This is a genomic window from Arthrobacter sp. USHLN218, from assembly GCF_037144715.1.
Lineage (GTDB): Bacteria > Actinomycetota > Actinomycetes > Actinomycetales > Micrococcaceae > Crystallibacter.
This window is the reverse complement of the sequence record NZ_JBBCYT010000007.1, coordinates 1-26,446: the sequence shown is the minus strand read 5'-3', so window position 1 is coordinate 26,446 and position 26,446 is coordinate 1. Positions and strand designations below refer to the sequence as shown.

The 26,446-nt window shown below is 68.4% G+C and carries 22 protein-coding genes; 13 read left to right on the top strand and 9 right to left on the bottom strand.

What is annotated here, in order from left to right:
• Window positions 1–6: 6 nt before the first annotated feature.
• From WFH44_RS15795 to WFH44_RS15785, 3 genes are all read left to right on the top strand, one after another.
• On the top strand, window positions 7–3,360 hold the full coding sequence (locus tag WFH44_RS15795) for an efflux RND transporter permease subunit (protein ID WP_336714881.1): 3,354 nt from the start codon (window positions 7–9) through the stop codon (window positions 3,358–3,360).
• A gap of 131 nt (window positions 3,361–3,491) precedes the next feature.
• A complete protein-coding gene (locus WFH44_RS15790; RefSeq protein ID WP_336714880.1) occupies window positions 3,492–4,589 on the top strand; it encodes an LLM class flavin-dependent oxidoreductase in 1,098 nt (365 codons plus the stop codon).
• Window positions 4,582–5,034 (top strand): MarR family winged helix-turn-helix transcriptional regulator, encoded by a 453-nt coding sequence (locus tag WFH44_RS15785; RefSeq protein ID WP_336714879.1) that lies wholly within the window; start codon window positions 4,582–4,584, stop codon window positions 5,032–5,034. Before WFH44_RS15790 ends, WFH44_RS15785 begins: the two co-directional genes overlap by 8 nt.
• 112 nt (window positions 5,035–5,146) lie before the next feature.
• Here the strand turns inward: WFH44_RS15785 and WFH44_RS15780 are convergent, their stop codons facing one another.
• The 8 genes from WFH44_RS15780 to WFH44_RS15745 form a co-directional block, all read right to left on the bottom strand.
• On the bottom strand, window positions 5,147–5,911 hold the full coding sequence (locus WFH44_RS15780) for a hypothetical protein (RefSeq protein ID WP_336714878.1): 765 nt from the start codon (window positions 5,909–5,911) through the stop codon (window positions 5,147–5,149).
• A 171-nt stretch (window positions 5,912–6,082) separates the two neighbouring features.
• Window positions 6,083–6,889 (bottom strand): transglutaminase-like domain-containing protein, encoded by an 807-nt coding sequence (locus WFH44_RS15775; RefSeq protein ID WP_336714877.1) that lies wholly within the window; start codon window positions 6,887–6,889, stop codon window positions 6,083–6,085.
• A 108-nt stretch (window positions 6,890–6,997) separates the two neighbouring features.
• Window positions 6,998–8,140, bottom strand: a complete 1,143-nt coding sequence (locus WFH44_RS15770) for a cysteine desulfurase family protein (RefSeq protein ID WP_336714876.1) — start codon at window positions 8,138–8,140, stop codon at window positions 6,998–7,000.
• Window positions 8,137–9,006, bottom strand: a complete 870-nt coding sequence (gene nadC / locus WFH44_RS15765; RefSeq protein ID WP_336714875.1) for a carboxylating nicotinate-nucleotide diphosphorylase — start codon at window positions 9,004–9,006, stop codon at window positions 8,137–8,139. The genes WFH44_RS15770 and nadC overlap by 4 nt, the downstream gene beginning before the upstream one ends.
• On the bottom strand, window positions 9,003–10,820 hold the full coding sequence (nadB, locus tag WFH44_RS15760; protein ID WP_336714874.1) for an L-aspartate oxidase: 1,818 nt from the start codon (window positions 10,818–10,820) through the stop codon (window positions 9,003–9,005). The genes nadC and nadB overlap by 4 nt, the downstream gene beginning before the upstream one ends.
• Entirely contained in the window at window positions 10,817–12,124 is a 1,308-nt protein-coding gene (gene nadA, locus WFH44_RS15755; protein ID WP_336714873.1) for a quinolinate synthase NadA, read from the bottom strand. The genes nadB and nadA overlap by 4 nt, the downstream gene beginning before the upstream one ends.
• 48 nt (window positions 12,125–12,172) lie before the next feature.
• On the bottom strand, window positions 12,173–12,874 hold the full coding sequence (locus WFH44_RS15750; RefSeq protein ID WP_336714872.1) for an NUDIX hydrolase: 702 nt from the start codon (window positions 12,872–12,874) through the stop codon (window positions 12,173–12,175).
• Window positions 12,875–13,054: 180 nt separating this feature from the next.
• The gene (locus WFH44_RS15745) at window positions 13,055–13,546 is read right to left on the bottom strand and encodes an Lrp/AsnC family transcriptional regulator (RefSeq protein WP_336714871.1); all 492 of its coding nucleotides are present in this window, start codon (window positions 13,544–13,546) and stop codon (window positions 13,055–13,057) included.
• Window positions 13,547–13,692: 146 nt separating this feature from the next.
• Here WFH44_RS15745 and WFH44_RS15740 point away from each other — a divergent pair, with 146 nt between their 5' ends.
• The 6 genes from WFH44_RS15740 to WFH44_RS15715 all read left to right on the top strand — a co-directional run bounded on the left by WFH44_RS15740 (window position 13,693) and on the right by WFH44_RS15715 (window position 19,842).
• Window positions 13,693–15,102 (top strand): amino acid permease, encoded by a 1,410-nt coding sequence (locus WFH44_RS15740; RefSeq protein WP_336714870.1) that lies wholly within the window; start codon window positions 13,693–13,695, stop codon window positions 15,100–15,102.
• Window positions 15,103–15,281: 179 nt separating this feature from the next.
• Entirely contained in the window at window positions 15,282–16,310 is a 1,029-nt protein-coding gene (locus tag WFH44_RS15735; RefSeq protein WP_336714869.1) for a thiamine pyrophosphate-dependent enzyme, read from the top strand.
• Between the two features lie 175 nt (window positions 16,311–16,485).
• Window positions 16,486–17,454 carry an alpha-ketoacid dehydrogenase subunit beta gene (locus WFH44_RS15730; RefSeq protein ID WP_336715203.1) on the top strand — a complete coding sequence of 323 codons (969 nt, stop codon included), beginning with the start codon at window positions 16,486–16,488 and terminating at the stop codon, window positions 17,452–17,454.
• Window positions 17,447–17,776 carry a biotin/lipoyl-containing protein gene (locus WFH44_RS15725; RefSeq protein WP_336714868.1) on the top strand — a complete coding sequence of 110 codons (330 nt, stop codon included), beginning with the start codon at window positions 17,447–17,449 and terminating at the stop codon, window positions 17,774–17,776. The genes WFH44_RS15730 and WFH44_RS15725 overlap by 8 nt, the downstream gene beginning before the upstream one ends.
• A 5-nt stretch (window positions 17,777–17,781) precedes the next feature.
• On the top strand, window positions 17,782–18,588 hold the full coding sequence (locus tag WFH44_RS15720) for an alpha/beta fold hydrolase (protein WP_336714867.1): 807 nt from the start codon (window positions 17,782–17,784) through the stop codon (window positions 18,586–18,588).
• Between the two features lie 270 nt (window positions 18,589–18,858).
• Window positions 18,859–19,842, top strand: coding sequence for a serine/threonine-protein kinase (locus WFH44_RS15715; protein ID WP_336714866.1), 984 nt, complete (start codon window positions 18,859–18,861; stop codon window positions 19,840–19,842).
• Between the two features lie 130 nt (window positions 19,843–19,972).
• On the opposite strand, the gene WFH44_RS15710 is transcribed toward WFH44_RS15715, so the two are convergent.
• Window positions 19,973–21,883, bottom strand: a complete 1,911-nt coding sequence (locus WFH44_RS15710) for an HNH endonuclease (RefSeq protein WP_336714865.1) — start codon at window positions 21,881–21,883, stop codon at window positions 19,973–19,975.
• Between the two features lie 287 nt (window positions 21,884–22,170).
• Between WFH44_RS15710 and WFH44_RS15705 the strand changes: the two genes are divergently transcribed.
• The 4 genes from WFH44_RS15705 to WFH44_RS15690 all read left to right on the top strand — a co-directional run.
• Window positions 22,171–23,688 carry a fumarylacetoacetate hydrolase family protein gene (locus tag WFH44_RS15705; RefSeq protein ID WP_442892923.1) on the top strand — a complete coding sequence of 506 codons (1,518 nt, stop codon included), beginning with the start codon at window positions 22,171–22,173 and terminating at the stop codon, window positions 23,686–23,688.
• Between the two features lie 2 nt (window positions 23,689–23,690).
• Window positions 23,691–24,368: a GntR family transcriptional regulator gene (locus WFH44_RS15700; RefSeq protein WP_336714864.1), complete on the top strand. Its 678-nt coding sequence runs from the start codon at window positions 23,691–23,693 to the stop codon at window positions 24,366–24,368.
• A gap of 48 nt (window positions 24,369–24,416) precedes the next feature.
• Window positions 24,417–25,946 (top strand): 5-carboxymethyl-2-hydroxymuconate semialdehyde dehydrogenase, encoded by a 1,530-nt coding sequence (gene hpaE, locus WFH44_RS15695; protein ID WP_336714863.1) that lies wholly within the window; start codon window positions 24,417–24,419, stop codon window positions 25,944–25,946.
• A gap of 29 nt (window positions 25,947–25,975) precedes the next feature.
• Window positions 25,976–26,446, top strand: a 471-nt coding sequence (locus WFH44_RS15690; protein ID WP_336714861.1) for a VOC family protein, incomplete at its 3' end; no start/stop codon positions are given.

The following is a 26,446-nucleotide window of genomic DNA, read 5'->3' as shown; positions in this document are numbered from 1 at the left end:
CCGCCCGTGCACAAGCTGGCTTCGCTGTCGCTGGGCAACCGGGCCCTGATCGCCCTGATTACCGTGTTTGCCGCGGTCTTCGGGGTGATCACCATGGGCTCGCTCAAGCAAGAGCTGATTCCGTCACTGGAGTTCCCGCGCATCACCGTCGTCTCGGCGATGCCGGGAGCTTCCCCGGAAGTAGTGGACAAACAGGTCAGCGAACCGCTGGAATCCGCGCTCAACGCCGTCGAGGGTCTCGAATCCACGGCGGCGACGTCGCGTACCGGGCTGTCCACGGTCAATCTGACGTTCGCCTACGGCACCAACCTGGACCGCGCGCGCAGCCAGGTGGACCGGGCCATCTCCAATGCCCGCCAATTGCTGCCCGACGACGTTGCCCCGCAATCGCTGGCCGGGAGCATCAGCGACTTCCCCGTCGTCTTCCTGGCCGTGTCCTCCGACCTTGAGCTCAGCGAGCTCAACACCGAGCTGAGCCGGCTTACCGTCCCGCGCCTGCAGAAGCTCGAGGGCGTTCGCAGCGCCGACGTTTCCGGCGGCGCGCGCCGCCACGTCTCCATCCTCCCCGACGAGGGGTCACTGGCAGAGCGCGGCCTGACCGCCGGTTCCATCGTCGACAGCCTGCAGAACAGCGGCGGCCTCGTCCCGGCAGGCACCGTCGAACCGGACGGCCGAAGCATCTCGGTGCAGATCGGCAGCCCCCTGGACAGCATTAAGGCCATCGAAGCCCTGCCGCTGGCCCCGGCGGAGAGCTCGTCGGCGCAGTCCGCGGCCGCGGCGGACGGGGCGCCGACCGGGGATTCCACGGCGCCGGCACCGGGTGCCGCGGCTCCCCCGGCGGGAAGTACGACGGCGGATCCACCGGCCGCGGGCGGGTCACCGGAGACATCGGGGCAGGTTCCGGGCCGGGTTCCCGGCGAATCGCAGACCGCGCCCCCGGCCGGGACCGCAGCCCCTGCCGAGACCGCACCGCAGGGTGATTCCGCGGCCCCGGCCACCATCGGCGAGGTTGCCAAAGTCAGCATCGCCGACGATGCGCGCACCTCCATCACCCGCACCAACGGCGTCGAGACCCTGGCCCTGTCGATCACCAAGACGCCGGACGGCGACACCGTCGGTCTCTCCCACGCCGTCGCCGACCTGCTGCCCGAACTCGAAGCCGAAATCGGGCACGGCGCCAAGTTCACCACCGTGTTCGACCAGGCCCCCTTCATCGAGAAGTCCATCAAGGACCTCACCACCGAGGGTCTGCTGGGCCTCGGCTTTGCCGTCCTGGTCATCCTCGTCTTCCTGCTCTCGGTCCGCTCGACCCTGATAACAGCCATCTCCATTCCGCTGTCGCTGCTGGTCACGTTCATCGGCCTCTCGGCGTTCGGCTACTCGCTCAACATCCTCACCCTCGGCGCCCTGACCATCGCCATCGGCCGCGTGGTCGACGACTCGATCGTCGTCGTCGAAAACATCAAACGACACCTGGGCTACGGGGAAGACAAGCGCACCGCGATCCTAACGGCGGTCCGCGAAGTGGCCGGAGCGATCACCGCCTCCACGCTGACCACGGTGGCGGTCTTCCTCCCGATCGCGTTTGTCCAGGACCTGGCCGGCGAGCTCTTCCGACCCTTCGCCATCACCACCGCCCTGGCCCTGCTGGCCTCGCTGCTCGTGTCGCTGACCATCGTTCCGGTGCTCGCCTTCTGGTTCGTGAAGTCCGGGCCCCAGCGGGAGGATCCCGAGGCGGTACGTGCCCGCGCCACCGAGTCGGAGAAGCGCTCGCGACTGCAGCGGGGCTACCTGCCGCTGCTGGCCGGTACGCAGCGGCACCCCGTCATCACGTGCGTGGCCGCCGTCCTCCTCCTCGCCGGAACCGTGGCCATGGTCCCCCTCATGCAGACCAACCTGCTGGGCGACTCGGGACAGAACAGCTTCAGCCTCCGCCAGGAGCTTCCGCCGGGAACCAGCCTCGAGGCCACGGACCGGGCCGCGCAGGACGTCGAAGATCTGCTGTCCGGAACCGACGGCGTGCGGGATGTCCAGGTCACCATAGGCAACAGCGTCGACGGCGTGGGCGCGTTCCGCTCCGCCGGCGCGTCGGTGGCGCAGTACACCGTCATCACCGAGGAAGGGGCGGACCAGGAGGCCCTGCGGGCGGGCGTCCGCAGCCTGGTCGCGGACCTGCCGGACGCCGGCACCATCACGCTGAGCACGCAAGGCGGCGGCTTCGGCACCTCCGGAACCGTGGACGTCGATCTCTCCGCCGCCGACCCGGAGCAGCTTCAGGCCGCCTCGGATACCGTTGCTGCCGCGCTCCGCGAGGTCCCCGGCGCGGCGGAAGTATCGAGCAACCTGGCGGCATCGGAACCGGTGATCGAGGTTTCCGTGGACCGGGCCAAGGCAATCGACGCGGGGCTCAACGAGGAGCAGATCGCCGGGCTGGTCGCCTCCACCATCAGCCCGCTGCCGGGCGGCACGGTGCGGATCGGCACGACCGATTTCCCGGTGCAGGTCGGTGAGGGAACGCCGCTGACCAGCCTCGAACAGCTGGGCGACGTGGAGATTCCCACGGCCGCAGGCCCGGTCCCGCTGACCGACGTCGCCACCGTCGAGGAAGTCGCGGTGCCGACCTCGATCACCGCGTCGGGAGGGGAACGCACCGCGGTCATTTCCGTCACCGCCGCCGGTGACGACCTCGGCGCCCTCAGCCGCGAGGTGCAGTCCGCCCTTGACGGCCTGGAGCTGCCGGCAGGTGTCGACGCGACGCTCGGCGGCGCGGCGACCCAGCAGGCCGAATCCTTCGAACAGCTCGGCCTGGCCCTCCTCGCCGCGGTGGCAATCGTCTACGTCATCATGGTCGCGGCCTTCAAGAGCCTCCTCCAGCCGCTGATCCTGCTCGTCTCCGTACCGTTCGCGGCCACCGGCGCCATCGGGCTGCTCGTCATCACGCAGATCCCGCTCGGCCTGCCGTCACTCATCGGCATGCTGATGCTCGTCGGCATCGTGGTGACCAACGCCATCGTGCTGATCGACCTGATCAACCAGTACCGCGCGCCGCACGACGGCCGGCCCGGCCTGCCCGTGGCAGAGGCCATCGAGCATGGCGCCCGCCAGCGCCTCCGCCCGATCCTCATGACCGCCCTGGCCACTGTGTTCGCGCTGACGCCCATGGCATTGGGACTGACCGGCGGAGGAGGATTCATCGCCCAGCCGCTCGCCGTCGTCGTTATTGGCGGACTGGTCTCCTCCACGGCCCTGACGCTGATCCTGGTCCCGGTCCTGTACCGCCTGGTGGAAGGCAGGCGCGAGCGCCGCGCCGCTGCCCGGCAGCAGCCCGTGGAGAAAGTGCCCGAGCCGGCCGCTGTCTGACCGGGCGTGCGCGCCAGGGATTTCCTGGCCGGGAATGAATGGGGCCGCTCCGCGGTTCAGTCCATAGATGCAATTGCATGTAATATGGATAGCAGCCGCGCACCGGCCTCATCATGAAAGGACCCGCCACCATGGAAATCGGCGTCTTCAGCGTTTCGGACATCACCCGGGACCCGACCAACGGCAGCATGCCCACCGAGGCGGAGCGGATCAAGGCATCCATCGCCATCGCCAAGAAGGTGGAAGAAATCGGGATGGACGTCTACGCCATCGGCGAGCACCACAACGAACCCTTCTTCTCCAGCTCCCCCACCACGCTGCTGGGCTACATCGCCGCGCAGACCGAGCGGATCACGCTCTCCACGGCAACGACGCTGATCACCACGAACGACCCGGTGAAGATCGCCGAGGACTTCGCGATGCTGCAGCACGTCTCCGACGGCCGCGTGGACCTGGTCCTGGGCCGCGGCAACACCGCCCCCGTGTACCCGTGGTTCGGCAAGAACATCCAGGACTCGCTGGAGCTGACGGTGGAGAACTACGCGCTGCTGCGCAAGCTCTGGGACGAGGACGTGGTCAGCTGGCAGGGCAAGCACCGCACCCCCCTGCAGAACTTCACCTCCACTCCGCGTCCGCTCGACGGCGTCGCCCCCTTCGTCTGGCACGGTTCCATCCGCACGCCGCAGATCGCGGAACTCGCCGCCTACTACGGCGACGGCTTCTTCGCCAACAACATCTTCTGGCCGAAGGAGCACTACATGCAGCTCATCGGCCTCTACCGGGAGCGCTACGAGCACTACGGCCACGGCAAGGCGGACCAGGCGATCGTCGGGCTCGGCGGACAGTTCTTCATGCGGAAGAACTCGCAGGACGCGGTCAATGAGTTCCGCCCGTACTTCGACAACGCTCCGGTCTACGGCCACGGACCCTCGATGGAGGACTTCACCGCGCAGACGCCGTTGACCGTCGGCAGCCCCCAGCAGGTCATCGAGAAGACGTTCAGCTTCGCCGATTCCTTCGGCGACTACCAGCGCCAGCTCTTCCTGATCGACCACGCCGGCCTGCCGCTGAAGACGGTGCTCGAGCAGCTCGACCTCTTCGGCGAGGAAGTCCTGCCGGTACTCAAGCGCGAGTTCGCAGCCCGCCGGCCCGCCCATGTGCCGGATGCGCCGACCCACGCCAGCCGCAAGGCTGCCCGCAAGGAAGCCGAGGCAGTAGCGCATGGCTAACCAGCCGCAGATCCGCACCACGACAGAAGCCTGGGAGTCCCTCTTCCGGACCCAAGTAGCCGTGATGCGGCGGCTCCAGCAGCTGCCGGAATTCAAGAAGCTGGCCATGCGCGAGTACGATGTCCTGTTCAATCTCAGCAACTGCCCCACCGGCTGGACACGGCTGAACGAGCTCAACGAAGCCCTGCTGATCAGCCAGCCGAGCCTGAGCCGAATGGTGGAGCGCCTCGAGGCCAAGGGACTGGTCCGGCGGCGCACCGCCGAGGCGGACCAGCGCGGCATCGAGATCTCGCTGACCGAGGCCGGCGCGAAGCTGCAGCAGGAGATCGGGCGGGAGCACGTCCGGCATCTGCACGAGATGCTCGCGCCGCGGCTGAGCGAGGCCGAGTTCCGTCAGCTGCACGAGCTGACGGACAAGCTTCGGGCCGGACTCAAGAACAGCTAGGCCCGGGGCAGCGTTGGCCTGCCGGATCTCCAAGGTGCAGGGGGCTGCCCGCCGGGGCTGCCAAGCGGCCGCTTCGGCGGGCAGTCCCCGGCCCGTGCCGCCCGGGGCGGGGTCAGGCCTTGCCCTCCTGATGGACCTTCAGGGACTTGATGACCTGCTTGATCGTCTTGAAGCGCTCCGTCTGCGTGAACGCCTTGGCCTCCGAAATCAGGCCGAACATCTCCAGCGCTCCCGTGTCCTTGCCCGGCGCCGGAGCCCCGTGCACGGCGGCATTGGCGAAGGAGTACACGCCGACCGGCTTCGGACCCGCCACGGTGTTCTGCAGGCGGCACGCGAAAATCCCGTCACCGCCGGCCTGGTCGGTAAGCCCATAGGAGCCGAAGTACTGATAGCCCAGCAGCGTCCGGAACACGAACAGCGGCTTGAGCGAATCCTTGCCGCCGGCCGAGGCCACCTTGGCGGATTCCGTGAGGACGACCGAATATTCCTTGGCCTCTCCCGGACCGCATTTTTCCTTCGGCACCTTCAGCCGGGTGTGCAGCTCCGCGACTACCTTGCCCGAGGCATCCCGCACGTTCAGGTGGAGGCCTCCGTCTGACGGCATCGTCGGTTTGGCCTGGCGCTGCACGATCCAGTCCGCCGGCAGCTCGAAGCTGACGGTCCGGTCCGGATCGGAATACACCTTCCAGCCCTTGACGGAGGCCTTCGGCAGCGGTGCCGCCCCGGAGGCCTGGCCGGCCGCCGCCGAGGACGACGCCGTGGCAGCGGCGCTGCCGGACGGCTTGCCGTCCGGTTCTCCCGCGGCGCAGCCCGAGAGCAGCGCAAGGCACAGTACAGCCGCCGCAACCCGCCGGTACCGGCTCTCCGTGATCCGCATGCCGCTCCCCTTTCCCCAAAAGCCGACCCGGCCCACCGCCGCCCGGCAAGCGCCCGGTCCATGCTGGCCCGAGGCGACCTCCGCGCAGTCGATGCGCTTGGAGTCAACGGTACCGAGGGAGGGGATCAGTCCGGTATAGGCGGGGACCCCGTGTCCAAGTGTTGCGACCGGTCAGCCCAGCTGGAACGGCAGCGAGGGATCCTCCTCGGAGGGAAAGCCCTCGGCTTCGGCCGTGACCCGCATTTCCTGCAGCCTCAAGCTACCGCCAACGGTCGACAGGAACGCCGTGTCCGCCGTATCCCTTCCCGTGGCAATCCGCAGCATCGAGCCGCGCGGCGCCATGCCCGTGGCATCCACCATGTGCCACGCGCCGTCGACATAGGCCTCGGCCACGGCATGGAAGTCCATCGGCTGCAGCCCGGGCGCGTATACGGCGGCAAGGCGGGCCGGAACGTCCTTGGCGCGCAGCAGCGAAATCACCAGGTGCGCGTAATCGCGGCAGACCCCGCGGCGCGCCAGCAGGGTCTCGACGGCGCCGTCGGTGAACCGCGACGAACCGCTGACATAGCTCAGCTCCTGTGCAACCCACTCGCGCACGCTGCCGATCAGCTCGGTTCCCCGCCGGGACCCGAACTCTGCGTAGGACGTCGGCAGCAGCTTGTCGGACTCGCAGTAGCGGCTGGGCCGCACGTACTTGATCAGTTCCGTGGGCCGGGCCGCCTCGGGAGCGGCCTCGCCGAGCACGGTGGCCCGGTAATCCAGTTGGACGACGGCGGGATCCTCCACCTGCAGCGTGTGCAGGCGTCCGCCGTGGTCATCGGCGTGCTCCTGCAGTTCGGCCGGTTCGCCGTCGACCGTGAGGACAAACTCCTCGTCGCAGGACGCGAAGCTCTGCGGACGGGCAATGGCTACGGCGAATACCAGCGACGTATTGGCGGCGGTTTTGGCAACAAGGCGGGCCGAGACCGCTCGTTTCATGGAGGCTCCTCTGGGGTGGCTGTGCGGCGACCCGCTGCGGGTCGCCCCATTCGCCAACACTATCGGTTCCGGCACGGCGGGCTGAATCCGGACCGGCCCTGCCCGGTGTCAGCGGGCGAGGGACCTGACCGACTGCACCGCACTCACAACCGATCTGGCCGCCAGCGCAATCTCGGCCTCCTTGACAGCGGACGTGAAGGTCAGCCGCACCGCCGTCCGGGCCACGTCGGGATCGATGCCCATGGCCAGCAGGACGGTGGAGGGCTCGTCGGAACCGGCCGCGCAGGCCGACCCGCTGGAACACACCACGCCCCGCCGCTCCAGCTCCAGCAGCACGGCCTCGCCGGAGGTTCCCGGGAAGCAGAAGGAAGCGCTGGCGGGGAGACGTTCGGTCCGGTGGCCGGTCACGAATGCGTCCGGCACGGCCTTGAGCACCGTGTCGATCAGGTAGTCCCGGTAGCCCCGGAGACGGTCGGCCGACTCCGGACGCTCGGCCTCGGCCAGTTTCAGCGCGGTGGCGACGCCGACGGCCCCGGCGACGTTCTCGGTGCCCGAGCGGCGCCCGCGTTCCTGGCCGCCGCCGTGCAGCACCGGCTCAAGCGGCAGCCGCCCGGCGATGTACAACAGCCCGCAGCCCTTGGGCGCGCCCAGCTTGTGGCCTGAAATGCTGATGGCGTCGGCACCCAGCGCGGCCGCGTCGAGCGGCAGCCAGCCGGCGGCCTGGACCGCATCCGTGTGGAACGGAACACCGGCCTCGCGGCACAGTTCGGCGATCCGGGCCACCGGCTGGACGGTCCCGACCTCGTTATTCGCGTACATCACGGTGCACAGCGTCGTCCCCGCCGTCAGCGCCCCGGCCAACTGCGCGAGGTCCACGACGCCGTCTGCATCCACGCCCACACGCGTCACGCGGAAGCCGTGGAACCGCTCCAGGTAATCCGTGGCCTCAAGCACGGAGGGATGTTCGACGGCGGACGTCACCACGTGCCGGTCCCGCGGCTTCGCGAGGCTGATCCCCTTGATGGCCAGGTTGTTCGATTCCGTCCCGCCGGAGGTGAAAACGATCTCGCCGGCCCGGCACCCCAGCACGGATGCCGCCGTCGTCCGCGCATAGTCCAGGGCACGCGCCGCCGCTTCCCCGACCGTGTGGTGGCTCGAGGGATTGCCGAAGTCCTGGGTCAGGGCCGGCCACATCGCTTCCAGGACCTCCCGGCGGACCGGAGCGGTGGCGGCGGCATCGAGGTAGATCATGGGATGTTGATGTCCAGTCCGAGGTCGAGCGAGCGGACGCTGTGGGTCAGCGCCCCGGAGGAGATGATGTCGACGCCGGTGGCGGCGATGTCCGCGACGGTGTCGAGCCGGACGTTGCCGCTGGCCTCCACCAGCGCGCGGCCGGCCACCTGTGCGACGCCGGCACGCAGCTGGTCGACGGTGAAGTTGTCCAGCATGATGGTATCCACTCCGCCCGCCAGCACCGGCTCGATCTGCTCCGCCCGGTCCACCTCGACCTCGAAATGGACCGTATGCGGCAGGCCGGCCCTCGCCTCCAGGAGTGCCTCCGTCAGGTCCCGCCGCCCGCCCTCGGTGATGACGGCCAAATGGTTGTCCTTCGCCAGCACGGCGTCCGAAAGCGAGTAGCGGTGATTGTGCCCGCCGCCGCAGCGCACGGCGTACCGCTCCAGCGCACGCAGGCCCGGGGTGGTCTTGCGGGTGTCGGCGATCCGGGCCTTGGTGCCCTCGGTCCGCGCCACGAACGCGGCGGTCTGCGTAGCGATGCCGCACAACCGCTGCAGCAGGTTCAGGCCCACCCGCTCGGCGAGCAGGATGGAGCGCGCGCTGCCGCTCGCGACAGCCAGCACCTGGCCGGCCTCGAACCGTTCCCCGTCCTGCACCTTGAGCTCCACGGCAACGGCGGAATCCACCTGGCGGAACACGGTCTGCAGCACCGGAGAACCGGCAAACACGCCGGCCTCGCGGGCGGTGAGCTCCGCCGTCGCGCCGGCCGTCGCTGGAATCAGCGCGTTGGAAGTGACGTCGCCCCACGGCGCGTCCTCGGCGAGCGCGGCGGCGACGATGCGCTCCACGGCGGACTGGTCGGGCGGAAGAATGGGGCTCATGCAGGCTCCTTGACGAGGCGGCGCGCGGCCGCGTGGGCGTTGATGGCTTGGGTGCCGATCAGCTCGACGCTGTCCGAGCTGACCGCCTCGGCGTGGCTCACCGAGGTGGCCGCGCCGGCATTGCTAATCGAGCCGGCCGCGACGGCATGGCTCGCCAAGGCGATGGCCGCGCCGGCAGTGCTAATCGAGCTGGCCGCGCCGGCGTTGATGAAGTGCAGGCTGTCCGTGCCCGCCGGCGGCTGGCCGAAGTCGGTGCGGAAGTGGGCGCCGACCGAATCGCGCCGCGCGGCGGCGGCGGCGACCACCAGCCGGGCGTTGATGAGCAGGTTGCGGTGTTCCGCCGCGGCCGGGCCGGCTTCGGCCGCCTCCGTTCCGGCCGAGCAGGGACCGGGCGCGCGCCACTGCCGGAGCTGCTTCGCCGCCAGCTCGAGCCCGGCAGCATCGCGCGTGACGCCCGCGGCCTCCGACATCAGGGCTCGCACCTGGGCCGGCGTGCACTCGACGGTCCCGTCCTGCAGCTCCAGCGGCATGGCCGCGAAGACCGGCGTGCTGCCGTTCCCCACCTGCAGCGCATCGACGGCGCGGCGGGCGAAGACCAGCCCTTCCAGGAGGGAATTCGAGGCCAGCCGGTTGGCACCATGCACCCCGGTGCACGCCGTTTCCCCGACCGCAAACAGGCCCGGCAGGGACGTCCGCCCCGACGTGTCCGTGCGGATCCCGCCCATCCAGTAGTGCGACGCCGGCACAACGGGCAGCGGCACGGTGTTCCAGTCGAAGCCGAGGGACTTAACGGTCCGGTCGATGGTCGGGAACCGTCGAGCCAAAAAGTCCGGACCGCGCCGCGCGGCGATCCCTGTGGCGTCCAGGTAGACCTGCGGTTCGTCGCCCCGGCCTTCGAGCAGCCGCAGCTGCTGGCAGATGGCGCGCGAGACCACGTCCCGGGGGGCCAATTCGGCCCGCTCGTCGTAATCAGCCATGAACCGCCGCCCGGAGGAGTCCACCAGCAGGGCGCCTTCGCCCCGCACCGCCTCGGAGATCATGAAGGCAGCGCCGCCGGTTGCCGCTGGATCCAGCAGCGTGGGGTGGAACTGGATGAACTCGAGGTCCGCGAGCACCGCGCCGGCCTCCCACGCCAGCGCCACTCCGTCCCCCGTGGCCGAGGCCGGATTAGTGGTGGCCTCGAAGAGCTGCCCAGCGCCCCCCGTCGCGAGGATTACGACGTCGGCCGCCGCCTCGGTGGGCCGTGTGTTCTGCGGCCCTTCGAGCACTTCGACCCCCGTGACGCGGTTGCCGTCCAGCAGCAGCCGCTGCACGTAGGCGTGCTCGCGGATTCGCAGCCGGCCGGCGTCGGCGAGCGCGCGCACCCGGTCGACCAGGACCCGGGCGATGCGGGCGCCGGTGCTGTCGCCGCCCGCGTGCAGGATGCGCGCGGCCGAGTGCGCTCCCTCCAGCCCGAGGGCCAGCCGGCCTCCGTCCAGGTCGAAGGCCACGCCCCAGTCCCGCAGGACCGCGATCTCGCCGGCAGCGGCCGAACACAGGAGCTGCACCGCGTCGTCGTCGTTCATGCCAGCGCCCGCACGGAAGGTATCCGCGGCGTGAGCCTGCACCGAATCGCCGGCCGCCGCGCCCTGGGCCGTGACGGCGGTGATGCCGCCCTGGGCGAACCACGTGTTGCTCGTTTCCAGCGCGCCCTTGGCCAGCAGGGTTACCTCGACGCCCGGCTGCTCGGCGGCCAGTGCGGCGGCGTACAGTCCCGCAATGCCGGAACCAACGACGACGGCGCGCAGCGGGCTTGCGCTAGCGGCCGCGGTCATGGCCGTGCGGCCAGCATCCGCTCGAGCGCCACGCGGGCCGGGACCGCCACAGACTCGGGCACGGTGATGCGGTTGAGGATCTCGCCGCCGGGCAGCGAGCCCGTGCCCGCGTAGGCCTCCAGCACCCACGCCAGGTAGCCCGGATGGATCCGGTACATCGTGGAGCAGGGGCAGACCACCGGGTCCAGGCAGAAGATGGTGTGCTGCGGGTACTCGGCCGCGAGCCGGTTGACCATGTTGATCTCGGTGCCGACGGCGAAAACCGTGGGCTCCTTGGCGGCGGCGATGGCCTTGCGGATGTAGTCGGTGGAACCCGACTCGTCCGCGGCGTCGACCACCGGCATCGGGCACTCCGGGTGCACGATGACCCGCACTCCCGGGTAGTCGGCGCGGGCCTTCTCGATCTGGTCCACGGTGAAGCGCTTGTGCACGGAGCAGAACCCGTGCCAGAGGATCACGCGCGAATCGAGCAGGGCCTGCTCCTCATTGCCGCCCAGGGCCTGGCGCGGGTTCCACATCGGCATCTGCTCCAGCGGGACGCCCATGGCCTTGGCGGTGTTGCGGCCCAGGTGCTGGTCCGGGAAGAACAGCACCCGCTGTGCGCGCTGAAAGGCCCATTCCAGCACCGTGGCAGCGTTGGAGGAGGTGCAGACGATGCCGCCGTGCTCCCCCACGAAGGCCTTCAGCGCGGCCGAGCAGTTCATGTACGTCACCGGCATGACCGGGATCTTGCCGTCCTCGTCCGGCTCGGTGCCGAAGATGCCGCTCAGCTGGTCCCAGCAGGCCTCGACCGAATCGGAGTCCGCCATGTCCGCCATGGAGCAGCCTGCGGCCAGGTTCGGCAGGATCACCGCCTGGTCCTCGCCGGAGAGCATGTCGGCGGTCTCGGCCATGAAGTGCACGCCGCAGAAGACGATGACCTCGGCCTCGGGCTTCTCCTTGGCCGCCTGCGCCAGTTGGAAGGAGTCGCCGACGAAGTCCGCGTACTTGACGACCTCGTCACGCTGGTAGAAGTGCCCGAGGATGACCAGCTTGTCCCCCAGCTTCCCCTTCGCGGCGAGGATCCGGGCATCGAGTTCTTCGTCCGAGGCCAGCCGGTACTCCTCGGGGATCTGCCCCTGCCGCGGCGTGGCCGCCGGCGCGCTGTCCGCCATCGACGCACCTGGCCCGTACGCCGGCAGCGCGCCGCCGTCGAAATTCCACGGCGCCTTCACCAGGTCAGGGCTGCAGGTACCGCCGGACGCCGCGGCCGCCTCGGCCTCGGGCCGGGTCATGAGGTCGATGGTGCTGCTGATCGATGCCATGGGTTTCTCCGTTAATCTGGCTGTCGCTGGCTGTAGAAGGAGGCCGGCTCAGGCGAGCGGGCCGTTTTTGGGACCGGTCGAACCGGTGTAGCGGAAGAGCCGGGGCGGACGGTGCCGGCCGCCCTGCAGGTATTCGTCGGTCGCCTCGATATCCGGCGCCGCCCGCAGCTGCCGCCGGAAGTTGGCCGGGTCGAGGGTCTTGCCGAGCACCGCCTCGTAGACCTCGCGGACCTGGGCCAGGGTGAACTTCTCGCCGAGGAACGCGTAGGCGATGGAGCTGTAGGCAACCTTGTTCCGAAGCCTCCAGAGCGCATAGTCGACGATCTGGTTGTGGTCGAAGGCGAGCTGGCCCACCCCGTCCGCCCGGAACCACCGGACATTGTCCGTTTCCTGCGCGAGAGCGGCCTCGTCCGGCTTGACGAGCGCCCAATAGACGATGGAGACGACGCGCTGGGCCGGGGATCGATCCAGCCCGCCGAAGGCGTAGAGCTGCTCCAAATAGTCCGGCTGCAGTCCCGTGGTCTCCTGGAGATTCCTGGCCGCTGCGTCCTGCAGGGATTCGGCCGCACTCAGCGGCCCGCCGGGCAAAGCCCACAAATCCTGGTACGGCTGGCGGGTGCGCCGGACCAGCGGCATCCAGAGCGTCGGCCTCGACGCCTCGCCGTCGCCCCGCAGCGCGAAGATCACGGTGGAAATCGCCAGCTCCGGCGGCTGCCGGCGGCGCTCGGACACGTTGGCTGCATAGTCCATGGTGCCGCTCCCTTCCGGCTTCGCGCCGCCGTCGTAGGTAAAGGTCAGAATGACCAGAACTCATTGTAGCGGGTTAAAGTCTTTCTGACCCAATCTCTTGCCGGATCTCGGCGTTCTGTGACGCCAGTGTTCTGACGCCGCAGGCCGAAGTCGTGACTTTCGGGGCGCCAGACCGTGATGCTATCCCTGCGGCCCGGCGTCCGGCTTCCCGGCCGCAGCCTGCACCAAAGGCAGCGTCCGGCTGTCGAAGTGGCTATTCAGGACAATCACCGAGGAGGACCGAAGCACGGTATTGGTGCCGGTGATTTCGTCCAGCACGCGCTGCAGGTCGGCGTTGGATCTGGCGACGACGCAGGCGAGTAGGTCGCTCTCGCCGGATACGGTGTGCAGTTCCAGGACCTCGGGAATACGTGCAAGCGCCGCAGCGACGGCGTCGTGGCCGATCTCCTGCCGGATGACGAGCGAGCAGTAGGCCTTCACGACGTAGCCGAGTTCGGCCGGTTCCAGGCGCGGCCCCCACCCCGCGATCACCCCGGCACGTTGCATCTTGTCGAGCCGGGCCTGTACCGTGGCACGGGCCACTTTGAGGACCCGGGAGGCTTCCAGGACGGACATTCTCGGGTCCTGACTGAACAGCGTGACGATATCCGAATCCAGCGAATCGATATTCATCCGTTGAAACCTCTTTCGGTTTGACCAGCCATTCGGCTGCGGGACATACAAATTGTCATCCGGGCCGCCGGCTGGACCAAATGCAGCGGTGAGGGCCCGCCCGCTGCCTGCCGCCACCGCGGCAGGGTGATGACAGGAAATTCACAATGACGAGATTCCCCCGTGCGTCCGGGCAGTCTACCGGCGCCCATCCCGCCGGCCTCGGCCAGTCCATGAAGCCGCGGCAGCTGATCATGATGGGACTCGGCAGCGCCATCGGTGCGGGCCTTTTCCTCGGCTCCGGAGCAGGCGTCCAGGCTGCAGGGCCCGCTGTGCTGGTGTCCTACCTGATCGCCGGGACCCTGGTGATTATCGTGATGGGGGCCCTGGGCGAGATGGCCGCCGCACACCCCAGCAGCGGAGCCTTCTCCACGTATGCGGAGAAGGCACTGGGTCCGACGGCGGGCGCCACCATCGGCTGGCTCTGGTGGGGCCAGCTGGTCATTGTGATCGCGGCGGAAGCGGTGGGTGCCGCCGGACTGATCGCCTCCGTCTGGCCGGGGCTGCCCGTGTGGCTGCTGGCCTTGGCATTCATGGTTGTCTTCACGGCCGTCAACCTGCTCGGCGTGAACAACTATGGCGAGTTCGAATTCTGGTTCGCCATCATCAAGGTTGCCGCCATCCTGGCCTTCCTGGCGGTCGGCGTAGCCTTGATGGCCGGCTGGCTGCCCCAGTCACCGTCGCCCGGCCTGACGAACATCCTCGGCACGGACGGGTTCGCTCCGGCCGGCCTCGGGGGCATCGCCACCGGCCTGCTGGTGGTCATCTTCGCCTTCGGCGGCACCGAGATCGTCGCCGTGGCCGCCGCCGAGACCAGGAACCCGCAGCGCAGCGTGGCCCGGGCGGTCAAGACGGTGGTGTGGCGCATCCTGGTGTTCTACGTCGGCTCCGTCCTGGTCATCACGCTGGTGGTGCCGTGGGACTCGCCGGCCCTGGCCTCGCCCTTCGCGGCGGTCCTGGCCGAAGCCCGCATCCCCGGCGCGGACGTCGCCATCACGCTGATCGCCGCCATCGCCCTGTTGTCCGCCCTCAACGCGAACCTGTACGGCGCGTCCCGGATGATCTTCTCGCTGTCCCGGCGCCGGGACGCCCCGGCCAGGCTGCAGAACATCACCTCCCGCGGCGTCCCCGTCCCCGCCGTGCTCGCCTCGGTGGCCTTCGGCTTCGCCGCCACAGTGCTGGAGCTTGTATTCCCGGAAAAGGTGCTCCCGGTGCTGCTGAACTTTGTCGGCTCGACCTGCCTGGCCGTATGGGGAATGGTGCTGCTGTCCCAGCTCATCCTCCGCAGGCGAGCTGCGCGCGACGGCGAACCGCTGCCGATGAAGCTCCCCGGATACCCCTGGACAAGCGGCATCGGCCTCGCGCTGCTGGCCGGGATTATCGTCATCGGCCTCTTCTCGCCGGCTACAGCGGTCCAGCTCGGCAGCACCGCCGCCCTGATCGCCGTGATTGCCCTACTCAGCAAAGTCGCCGTCAACCGGAGGCAGCGGATCGCTGCTCCCGTCCACCAGGGCTGACAAATTGCCGCGCAGACAGGGCTTCAAACGTCGCTGATTGCACACTCTGCATGGCATTAGTTGTTCTCGTTGCCCCTCCTGGTGTTGGTGATTAGGGTCACTGGCAGAAACCGCAACGGCTTCCGGCGGCGCTGGTTCCAGCGCCGCCGGCCTGCCTTGTCGACCCCGGAGGAACCAGCATGGCGGATGAATTGCCTGGCCTTGACCACGCTGTCCTGGCCGACGACGACCAGCGCAAGCTCTACCGGCTCATGGTGGCCGTACGCCACCTGGACGAATCGGCCATCCGCTGGCAGCGGCAGGGCCTGATCCCCGGTTACGCCCCGGAACTGGGGCAGGAGGCGGCGCAGGTCGGCAGCGGCTACGTGCTGGACATGTCCCGCGACTTCGTATTCCCCACCTACCGCGAGATGGGCGTGGCCCGCACCGTCGGCGTTGACATGGTGGAGTACATGGCTACGCACAAGGCCACCTGGCACGGCGGGCTTTACGACCCGGCGGCGTCGCGCTTCGCGCCGATCCAGGCTGTCGTCGCGGGCTCCGTGCTGCACGCCGTCGGATGGGCCCATGCCCAGACCATGGACGGAACCGGCGGCGCCGCCATCACATACTTCGGCGACGGCGCCAGCTCCCAGGGCGACGTCCACGAGGCGATGAACTTCGCTGCCGTCATGAAGGCACCGGTGGTCTTCTTCATCCAGAACAACGGCTGGGCCATTTCCGTCCCCACGGAACGCCAGGTCGCTGGCGGGGCGGTCGCGGCCCGGGCAGCCGGGTACGGCATTCCTTCGCTGCAGGTTGACGGGAACGACGTCATTGCCGTCGCCGAGGCGACGGCGGCCGCACTTGCGCACGCCCGCTCGGGCAAGGGACCGGCCATCGTCGAGGCCATGACCTACCGCCGCGGACCTCACTCCACCAGCGACGACCCGGGGCGGTACCGCACCCTTGAGGCCGAGCGCGCCGACGCAGGCGAGGACTCGATCCAGCGCATGCGCGCGCACCTCACCGCGTCGGGCCTTGCCGACGAGGCCTTCTTCGACGAAGCGCTCGCCGCGGCCAAGGCGGAAGAGGAACGCATCCGCGAGGGCATTATCGAACTTGGACCACGCCCGGGCACGGAGATGTTCGACTTCGTCTACCAGGAACCGACAACAGCTTTGAAGGCCCAGGCCCGCGCCTGGCGGGAGGAGTCCGAACATGTCTGAGCGCACCACCCTCAGCGACCTCGAAGCGGCGCGCGACAACACCCGGGAGGCCGCCGCGCAGCTGGAATCCGTCGAGACCATCGAACCCGCGGCAGGCGGCGCGCGCCAGGCACCGGCCGCCGTCGGGCGCCCTGCTGCAGAGCTGGCGGTCGAACCGGCGTTCGAGACCCTGGCCATGCAGCAGGCCCTCAACCGCGCCCTCTCCGAGGTCCTCGACGCCGACCCCAAGGCCATAGTCCTGGGCGAGGACGTCGGCCAGCTCGGCGGCGTCTTCCGCATCACCGACGGCCTGCAGCGCAAGTACGGCGAAAACCGGGTCTTCGACACCCCGCTCGCCGAATCCGGCATCCTCGGCATGTCCGTCGGCCTGGCCATGGCCGGCTACCACCCCATTCCCGAAGTGCAGTTCGACGGTTTCGCCTACCCTGCGGTCAACCAGATCATCTGCCAGGTCGGCCGCATGAACTACCGCAGCCGCGGCAAGCTGCCCATGCCCATCACCCTGCGCGTGCCGAGCTTCGGCGGCATCCGCGCCCCTGAGCACCACGGGGAGTCACTCGAGGCGCTCTTCGCCCACGTACCCGGGCTCAAGGTGGTCTCGCCGTCGAGCCCGCACGAGGCGTACCACCTGCTCAAGTTCGCCGCCGGCAGGCCTGACCCGGTGGTCTTCATGGAGCCGAAGTCCCGCTACTGGCAGAAGGGCCCCGTGGACACCGCCGGCACCGGCTACTCCCCCGAAGGCGCCCGGGTTGTGCGCGAGGGCCGGCATCTGACGCTGGTGGCCTGGGGCGCCATGGTCGCCCGCTGCCTGCAGGTTGCCGAGCTCGCAGCCGAAGACGGAATCGACATCGAAGTGCTGGACCTACGCTGGCTCAAGCCGATCGACGCCGAAGCACTGGCCGCCTCCGTGACCAAGACGCGCCGCGCCGTCGTCGTCCACGAAGCGCCCCTGACCTCCGGCCTTGGGGCGGAAGTAGCCGCGCTGATTACCCAGAACTGCTTCGCCACACTGAAGGCACCCGTTGAGCGGGTTACAGGTTTCGACGTACCGTATCCATCAGGAGACCTCGAGGACGAGTACATTCCCAACATTGACCGCATCCTGTTCGGGATCCAGCGAGTATTGGAGTATCGACGTGGCTGAAATTTCCTTTCCCCTGCCGGACCTGGGCGAGGGCCTGATCGAGGCGACCGTGCTGGAGTGGCTCGTCGCCGAGGGCGAACAGATCGAGCGGAACCACCCCCTGGTCGAGGTCGAAACCACCAAATCCGCCGTGGAACTCCCCTCCCCGCAGGCCGGTAAGGTCGTGCGGGTCTACGGCGAACCCGGCGACATCATCAAAGTCGGCGAGCCGCTGATCGTCTTCGAAGTCCCGGACGACACCGCCGGCATCGTCGGGACGGTGCCCCAGGAGCAGGCGCCCAAGCGCCGCGTCCGGTTGACCGCCAACCTGGACGAGGACTGACCGGCATGGGCAGGCACCGCGACCAGACCGTGGAGGGCGTGGACCCGCACCTGAACGTGCAGGTCCACGAGGCCGCGCCGGGAACCACCGGTCCGCACCGCCCGGTCATCCTGCTCCACGGCTTCGCGTCCTCCGCCAAGCTCAACTGGGAGGACGCCGGCTGGATCACCGCGCTGACCCAGGCCGGGCGGCGCGTCGTGACCGTGGACCTGCCCGGCCACGGCGGGAGCCCCGCACCGGAGGAGATGGACGCCTACTCGCCCAGCCGGATCCGCGCGGACCTGCTGCAGCTGATCCTCAATGCGCACGTGCGTCCGTTGAAGGACGACGACGATTCCACCGGCGTGGACCTGATCGGCTATTCGCTGGGCGCACGTCTGGCGTGGGAGTTCGGCGCTACCCAGCCCGAACTGGTCCGCAGGATCGTGCTGGGCGGGCCCGGCGCCCACGACCCCCTGGCCGACTTCGACCTGCCGGCCGCCCAGCGTTACCTGGCGGACGGCTCGGAAATCGCCGATCCGTCCACGGCCGAGCTGCTGCGTATGGCCCAGCTGGTGCCCGGCAATAACGTCTTTGCCCTGTTGACGATGATCGAAGCCATCAAGACGGAGCCGTTCGTCCCCTCCGAGGCCGTCCCGCGGATGCCCGTGCTGCTGGTGGCGGGTGAACGGGACGAGCTGGCGCAGACGGCGCCAGAACTGGCCAAGCTGGCTCCCCGCGCCGAGCTGCAGTGGCTCCCGGCCCGGACCCACGCCAACGCGGTCACCAGCCGGGTCTTCAAGACGGCCGCCATCGACTTCCTCGCCGGCTAAGCGGGCGCCTCCTCGCCGCAGCCAGCCGCGATGGGCGGACTCCAAGTGACGCTGTCCGCTGTTCTCATGCGGCGCGGCGGCCCAACCGCGCCACGTCCACGATGTCCCCGACCCGTTCCGCTGCACCGCCGTGGCACTGACAGCACCTAGTGAGTCGCCTCGCGGACAATGCGGAGCTGCTCACGATGCCGGGACATGGTCCCCGGCGCCGCGGCCGTACCGTAGAATTAAGAAAAATCAGCAGACTTACATCCTGGGCGTGGAGGCTTGGTGGACATTCTCCTTGGGGGTCGCTACAGGACTGGCGAACTCATCGGCACGGGCGGCGCGGCCACCGTGTTCCGCGCACTCGACGAAACGTTGCACAGGGACGTGGCGGTCAAAATGTTCACGCCCACAACTCCCGACGACGACGCATACCGGCGTCAGCACACCGAGACCCTGCTGCTGGCCACCTTGAGCCACCCCGTGCTGGTCACCCTGCTCGACGCCGGCTTGTACGAGGATTCCAGCGGCACCATGAGCAACTATCTGGTGATGGAACTCATCGAGGGCCAGGACCTGCGCAAGATGCTCACGGGCGGCCCGCTTGCGCCGGCAGCCGTCGCCAACATCGGGGCGGACCTGGCCGATGCGCTCAACTACATTCATGAAAACGGCGTCGTGCACCGGGATATCAAGCCCGCCAATATCCTGATGGCCAACACCGGCAGCCTGGACACCCGGCTGCACCCGAAGCTGTCGGACTTCGGCATCGCCCGCGTCGTCGATGCCTCGGTAGCCACCGTACATGGAGCGACCATCGGCACGGCCAACTACCTCAGCCCGGAACAGGCCCTCAGCCAGCCCGTCACGCCGGGCTCGGACATCTACTCCCTCGGCTTGGTGCTCTTGGAATGCATTACCGGGGAGAAGGCCTTTCCCGGACCCATCGTCGAGTCCGCCGTCGCCAGGCTGCTGAAGGATCCGCCGATCCCCGAAACCATCGGCGCCGACTGGCAGGAACTCCTGGGCCGGATGACTGCACGCGAACCCGACCGCCGGCCTACGGCGCACGAAGTCGCGCTGCAGCTACGGTCCTGGACCGAAACCGTCGTTCTGCCCCCGAACGCGGTAACCCGGGAGTCCTCTCCTCCCGCTCCCGTTGAGGCACAGCTGCACCGTATCAGCGCCGCCAGTCCCGACACCGGCAATGTCACCACTGGCAACGTCGTGATCCCCACCCCGCCGAACCGGGCGCCCAGCGTCGGGTGAACCATGTCGGCTGCGGCAACAAACTTTCCCGCAGCTCGACCGGCCGGTCCAACCTCAACGGACCCGGGCTTCGCCGCTCTGCCTTTCATCGCCGGCGCCCAGGGGCCGGCGATGCCGTTTCTGGACGGGGCTACTGTCTCACAGGAAGTAGCTGCTGACCGTGTGACTGCGGTCCAGGCGGGAGGCTCGTCTGCCAATACGTGTTGCGCAATGGTCTTCGGTCCGGATCGACGTAGGCGGGCGGGGTGAACCAAGGAATCCCCTCTTCGACCTTGATCGTCCAGTTGCCTTGCTCGATCAAATCATGGTGCAGGATGCACAGGCAGACGCCGTTGGAGACACTCGTGTGCCCGCCGGCCCACCACGGAACGATGTGGTGCGCTTCGGTCCAGAAGGCCGGCATAGTGCACCCGGGGAACGCGCAGCCCTTGTCCCTGGCCACGAGCGCTCTGCGTGTGGCTCGGCTGAAGAACCGCTGTGAGCGACCCAGGTCCAGGACTTCCCCTCGGGACCCGAGAACGGCAGGGATGATTTCCGCATCGCAGGCCATGCGACGGACTGCCGTCGCCGAAACGGGTCCGTTGAAAACCGCATTCGCGCCGCCTGTCAGAAGCCCGGCGAGTTGTTCGTATCCGGTGGTGACGACGACTTGAGCCCGGTGTCCGCCGGAATCCGGAAGCCGGCCGGTCTTCAGGGCAATCTTGCACGTGCCGATGAGTCCAGCGAGCAGTTTCTGTGCCCGGGTGCAGCCGTCCAGCCCTGCCAGCACGCTCGGCGGCAGAGCCGGCTTCTCCGATGTTAGGTCCGAGGCCAAGACAGCGTCCGCCTGATCGGCCCGCCTTTCGTCGTCGGCGCGGGGTTGCCCACCCACGCCGCCACTTTCGGCCCCTACTCCCCCGGCGAGCCCAGCCGACCGGGCTGCTTCAGCGCCCCGGCCGGCACGGGCCACTCCGGCCGCAGCTCCCCGGCCCGCACCGGCCACCCCGACCGAATCAGCTTCCGCATCAGCACCGCCGGCTTCAGCTCCTGCGGCGAGACCGGCCACCCCGACACCCGCAGCTCTCCGGCCGGCGCCGGACGCCCCTACCGAATCAGCTTCCGTATCAGCCCCGACAGCCGCAGCTCCCCGGCCCGCACCGGCACCGGCCGCTTCAGCTCCCCCGTCGGCAGCGACTCCGATCGCGTCCGGTCGAATGCGCGGGTTAGTCGCAGTGTTCATGGCTGTCGCCATGGCCTCGTACTGTTCGTCCGTGGTGTTGATGACGAACTGGTGCAGCCCCCGTCGGCGACCGCGGTAGAAGACGCCTTGACGGGCCTTGAGCTCTTCCTCGCTCGGCTCGGCTCCATTCTGGTCGACCGCGGTTTCCCAAGTCTTGGCCACCATGCCCAGGGTGTCGGCATTCGTTTCGACAGCCTGCTGGACCAAGGAGGCTTCCATGGCTTCCAACGTCCCGTCGTCGGCAACGCAGGCAGCCCGGGCGAGCGAGTCGGTCACCAGGGCGGCAGCGTAGCCGCTGACCTCACCGGCGCCCATCGCTTCGGCGAGCGCCGGCAGGTCCGGCGCGCCGGCTTCCCCGTCAAGCCGAACGGGCGCGATGATGGCCTTTCCGACCCTGATCCGGCGCCGAGCCTCTACAATTCCGATCCCTAACCGCGAGCGCAGATACTCCGCGTTGTTGGCAAACTCGGTCTTCCGCCGTTTGCGGCCCCCTGCTGCCAGCTCCGATAATCCGGATGGGTCCTGCATCCCGATGGCGGTCGCAGGGTCGGCCCATGCAGTGATGCCCGAGTCGGCCCCCATTGGCGGCCTGGGCGCAGCGGTTTGACCAAGCGAGGCGGCCAGGTCGGCCTGCTCGACAGCGTGGGCGCCCACGACTTGGAAGAAGTCAACGACCTTCGATACATCTTCGACGGCTGCTACTACTGCCGCCAAGTCGAGAGGCGGCAAAGCGGCTGCCTCGGCTTGGAACCGCTCGGCCAATTCCAACAGGCGCTCCCGGATTCCGAAGATGGATGTTTCCATCTCTTCGGTCGCGTCCAACGAGGTGAGTGCCATGCCGCCACACTATGAGTACAGGCATTCGAGGGCGAGCAAAAACAGGCGGTGTGTAGGTCCAGTGGGGATCACGGCTGACCGGCCGCCGACGGGATCCGGCCCCAAACAGGAGCCCGCCGCGCCGGCTTCACGCCGCACGCAGGAGCGCCGCCGCGCCCCCAAGGGCCCAAATGACCGGCCGTTAGGAAATGTTCCCTCCAAGGGTTGACGTGACCGGCCGCACAGGCCATGATGGATCGTATACGATTTCGTACATCACATCAGGAGGAGCTTTGTCCGACGGCAACAACGCCCGAAGCACCGCGCAGGCCACTTTGCAGCAAGTGGACGCCCGGACGATCAATGAGGCCGGCAAGGTCCTGGCGGTCCACCTCTCCTACCGCTCGCGCGCCGAACAGCGCGGCCGTATTCCTTCCAACCCGTCCTACTTCATGAAGGCCTCGTCGTCGCTGGCCCTGACGGGCGGGACCGTCGAACGCCCGGCCGGCACCGAACTCCTGGCCTTCGAGGGCGAAGTCGCCTTGGTGATCGGCACCGCAGCCCGCCGGGTTTCGGTCGAGGACGCCTGGGGACACGTCGGCTTCGTGACCGCCAGCAATGACCTCGGCGTCTACGACATCAAGTACGCCGACAAGGGTTCTAACATCCGCTCCAAGTCGGGCGACGGCTTCACGCCGTTCGGACCGGCCCTGCTGCCGGCTGCGGACGTCAATCCGGACGGGCTGCGCATCCGCACATGGGTCAACGGCGAGGCCGTCCAGGACGACACGACCGCGGGACTCATCTTCTCCTTCGCCCGAATCGTAGCCGACCTGTCCCAGCTGATGACCCTGCAGCCGGGTGACGTCATCCTCACCGGGACGCCTGCCGGCTCCTCGGTCATCGTTCCAGGCGATGTCGTGGAGGTCGAGGTCGCCGACGAAGCAGCGGGGCTGAGCACCGGACGCCTGGCGACTACCGTCGTCCAGGGAGAGCATGGCTTCGCGTCCTTCGGCGACACCCCGAAGATCACGGACAAGGACCGCATCGACGCCTTCGGCAGCGAAGAAGCGGCCGGCCTGGCTCCGGCCGTAACCGGCAAGTCGGCACTGACGGACGATGTCAAGGCTAAGCTGCTCTCGGTCGCCACGGCCACGATTTCCGGCGCACTGCGCAAGCGCGGCCTCAACAACGTCAGCGTCGACGGGCTGCTGGCCACCAAACCGGGCCAGAAAGCCATCGGCACCGCCCGGACGCTGCGCTACGTCCCCAACCGCGAGGACCTGTTCAAGAGCCACGGCGGGGGCTACAACGCCCAGAAGCGGATCATCGACGCCGTCGGACCCGGCGAGATCCTGGTCATGGAGGCGCGCGGCGAAAAGGGTTCGGGCACGCTCGGCGACATTCTCGCCATGCGCGCCCAGGTGCGCGGCGCCGAAGCCATCATTACCGACGGCGGCGTCCGTGACCTTTCGGAGGTTGCGGCCCTGGACATCCCGACTTTCTACAACGGAGCCCATCCCGCAGTGCTCGGGCGCAAGCACGTCCCGTGGGACTACGACGTGACCATCGGCTGCGGCGGCGCCACGATCCAGCCCGGCGACATCATCGTCGCGGACGACAACGGCATCCTGGTGATCCCGCCGGCCCTGGCCGCCGAAATCGCCGACGAGGTCGTCGAGCAGGAACGCCGCGACAGCTTCGTGTTCCAGATGGTCAAGGAAGGCCACAAGATCGATGGTCTGTTCCCGATGAACGCCGACTGGCTGGCCAAGTACCAGCAGTGGGTTGCAGAAGGCAACGGGGCCTGACCGTGTCGACCGCCGCGACGACGACCGCCTCGAAGTCGGAACGGGCCTACCAGCTGCTCCATGAGCGGATCGGCAACGGCCAGCTGGTGCCGGGCTACCGCCTGGTGCTGAGCAGCATCGCCGACGAGCTCGGCTGCAGCGTAGTACCGGTCCGGGAAGCGATCCGACGGCTCGAGGCCGAAGGACTCGTCACCTTCGAGCGGAACGTCGGAGCAACGGTCGCTTCCATCGACGCCACGCTCTACCTGCACACCATGCAGACCCTGAGCATCGTCGAGGGCGCCGCGACGGGCCTGGCCGCCCACCTCATCACCGACGAGGACCTTCGCCGGGCGCGCGAGCTGAACAACCAGCTGCGCGAGTGCCTGGAGAACTTCGAACCGGTCCGCTTCACGCGGCTGAACAACGAATTCCACGCCATCCTCTACGGCCGCTGCCCCAATCCGCACATCTTGGACCTGGTGCACCGCGGCTGGAACCGATTGAACGCGATGCGTGCCTCCAGCTTCGACCTCGTGCCCGGCAGGGCGCGGGAGTCCGTCGCAGAACACGAAGGGCTTCTCGAACTGCTGGATGCCAAAGCCAGCCCGCACCAGATCGAGATGGCCGCCCGGGCCCACCGGACGGGCACTCTCAACGCCTATATGGCCCAGAGGAACCAACCGCCCTCCCTCCTTTAGCAACCTCCGCCAGCCCGCAACGAGCTGGCCAACAACGAAAGGTAGATCATGGCCGACCACTTTGTGCCCGAGAACCTGCCCACCCACCTCCAGCACTACATCGGCGGCAAGCTCGTCGACTCGATCGACGGCGATACCTTCGACGTGCTGGATCCGGTGACCAACAAGCCGTACATCAAGGCCGCATCCGGCAAGGTCGCCGACGTCGCCGCGGCAGTCACCGCCGCCAAGGACGCTTTCGAAAACGGCCCCTGGCCGACAATGCTTCCCCGCGAGCGCTCCCGGGTACTGCACCGCATCGCCGACATCGTCGAGTCCCGCGGCCAGGAGCTCGCCGAGATGGAGTGCTTCGACACCGGCCTGCCGATCAAGCAGGCCCTGGGCCAGGCCCGCCGCGCGGCAGAGAACTTCCGTTTCTTCGCCGACCTGATCGTTGCCCAGCACGATGACGCCTTCAAAGTCCCCGGCCGCCAGGCCAACTACGTCAACCGCAAGCCCATCGGCGTGGCCGGCCTGATCACGCCGTGGAACACCCCCTTCATGCTTGAGTCCTGGAAGCTGGGACCGGCTCTGGCGACCGGCAACACCGTGGTCCTGAAGCCGGCCGAGTTCACCCCGCTCTCCGCCTCCCTGTGGCCGGGGATCTTCGAAGAGGCCGGCCTGCCGGAGGGCGTCTTCAACATCGTCCACGGCTTCGGCGAAGAGGGCTACGCCGGCGACTCCCTGGTCAAGCACCCGGATGTCCCGCTGATCTCCTTCACCGGCGAGTCCCGCACCGGCCAGATCATCTTCGGCAACGCGGCTCCCTACCTGAAGGGCCTGTCCATGGAGCTGGGCGGCAAGTCCCCCGCCGTCGTCTTCGCCGATGCCGACCTGGAGGCCGCCATCGACGCGACCGTCTTCGGCGTGTTCAGCCTGAACGGTGAGCGGTGCACCGCCGGGTCCCGCATCCTGGTCGAGCGGAGCATCTACGACGAATTCGTGGAGCGCTACTCCGCCCAGGCCAAGCGCGTGAAGGTCGGCTACCCCCACGACGAGGCGACCGAGGTCGGCGCCCTGGTCCACCCGGAGCACTTCGAAAAGGTCATGTCCTACGTGGAGATCGGCAAGCAGGAGGCACGCCTGACCGCCGGCGGCGGCCGCCCGGAGGCCTTCCCCGAAGGCAACTTCATCCAGCCGACCGTCTTCGCCGACGTCGCACCGGACGCCCGGATCTTCCAGGAGGAAATCTTCGGCCCCGTCGTCGCCATTACCCCGTTCGATTCGGACGAGGAGGCCCTCGAACTGGCCAACAACACGAAGTACGGCCTCGCGGCCTACATCTGGACCAATGACCTCAAGCGGGCCCACAACTTCGCCCAGAACGTCGAAGCCGGCATGGTGTGGCTGAACTCCAACAACGTCCGCGACCTGCGCACCCCCTTCGGCGGCGTCAAGGCCTCCGGCCTGGGCCACGAGGGCGGCTACCGCTCCATCGACTTCTACACCGACCAGCAGGCCGTCCACATCAACCTCGGCGAGGTGCACAACCCGGTCTTCGGCAAGGCCGAGGACGCCGGCGCCGTCAGCGACAGCTAGCCCCCAGACCCATCCCAAAGGAGAGAACAATGAGCAACGAGATTCCCAAGCCCTCTGTCCCGGCGCCCGACATCCTGCGCTGCGCGTACATGGAAATCGTCGTCACCGACCTCGCCAAGTCCCGCGCCTTCTACGTCGACCTGCTCGGCCTGCACGTGACCGAAGAAGACGAGAACGCGATCTACCTGCGCTCCTTCGAGGAATTCATCCACCACAACCTGGTGCTCCGCAAGGGCCCCGTGGCCGCCGTCGCCGCCTTCGCCTACCGCGTGCGCAGCCCCGAGGACGTGGACAAGGCCGAGGCCTACTACCGGGAGCTCGGCTGCCGCACCGAGCGCCGCAAGGAAGGCTTCGTCAAGGGCATCGGCGACTCGCTCCGCGTCGAGGATCCGCTGGGCTTCCCCTACGAGTTCTTCCACGAGACCGAGCACGTCGAGCGCCTGCACATGCGCTACGACCTCTACTCCGCCGGCGAACTCGTCCGCCTGGACCACTTCAAC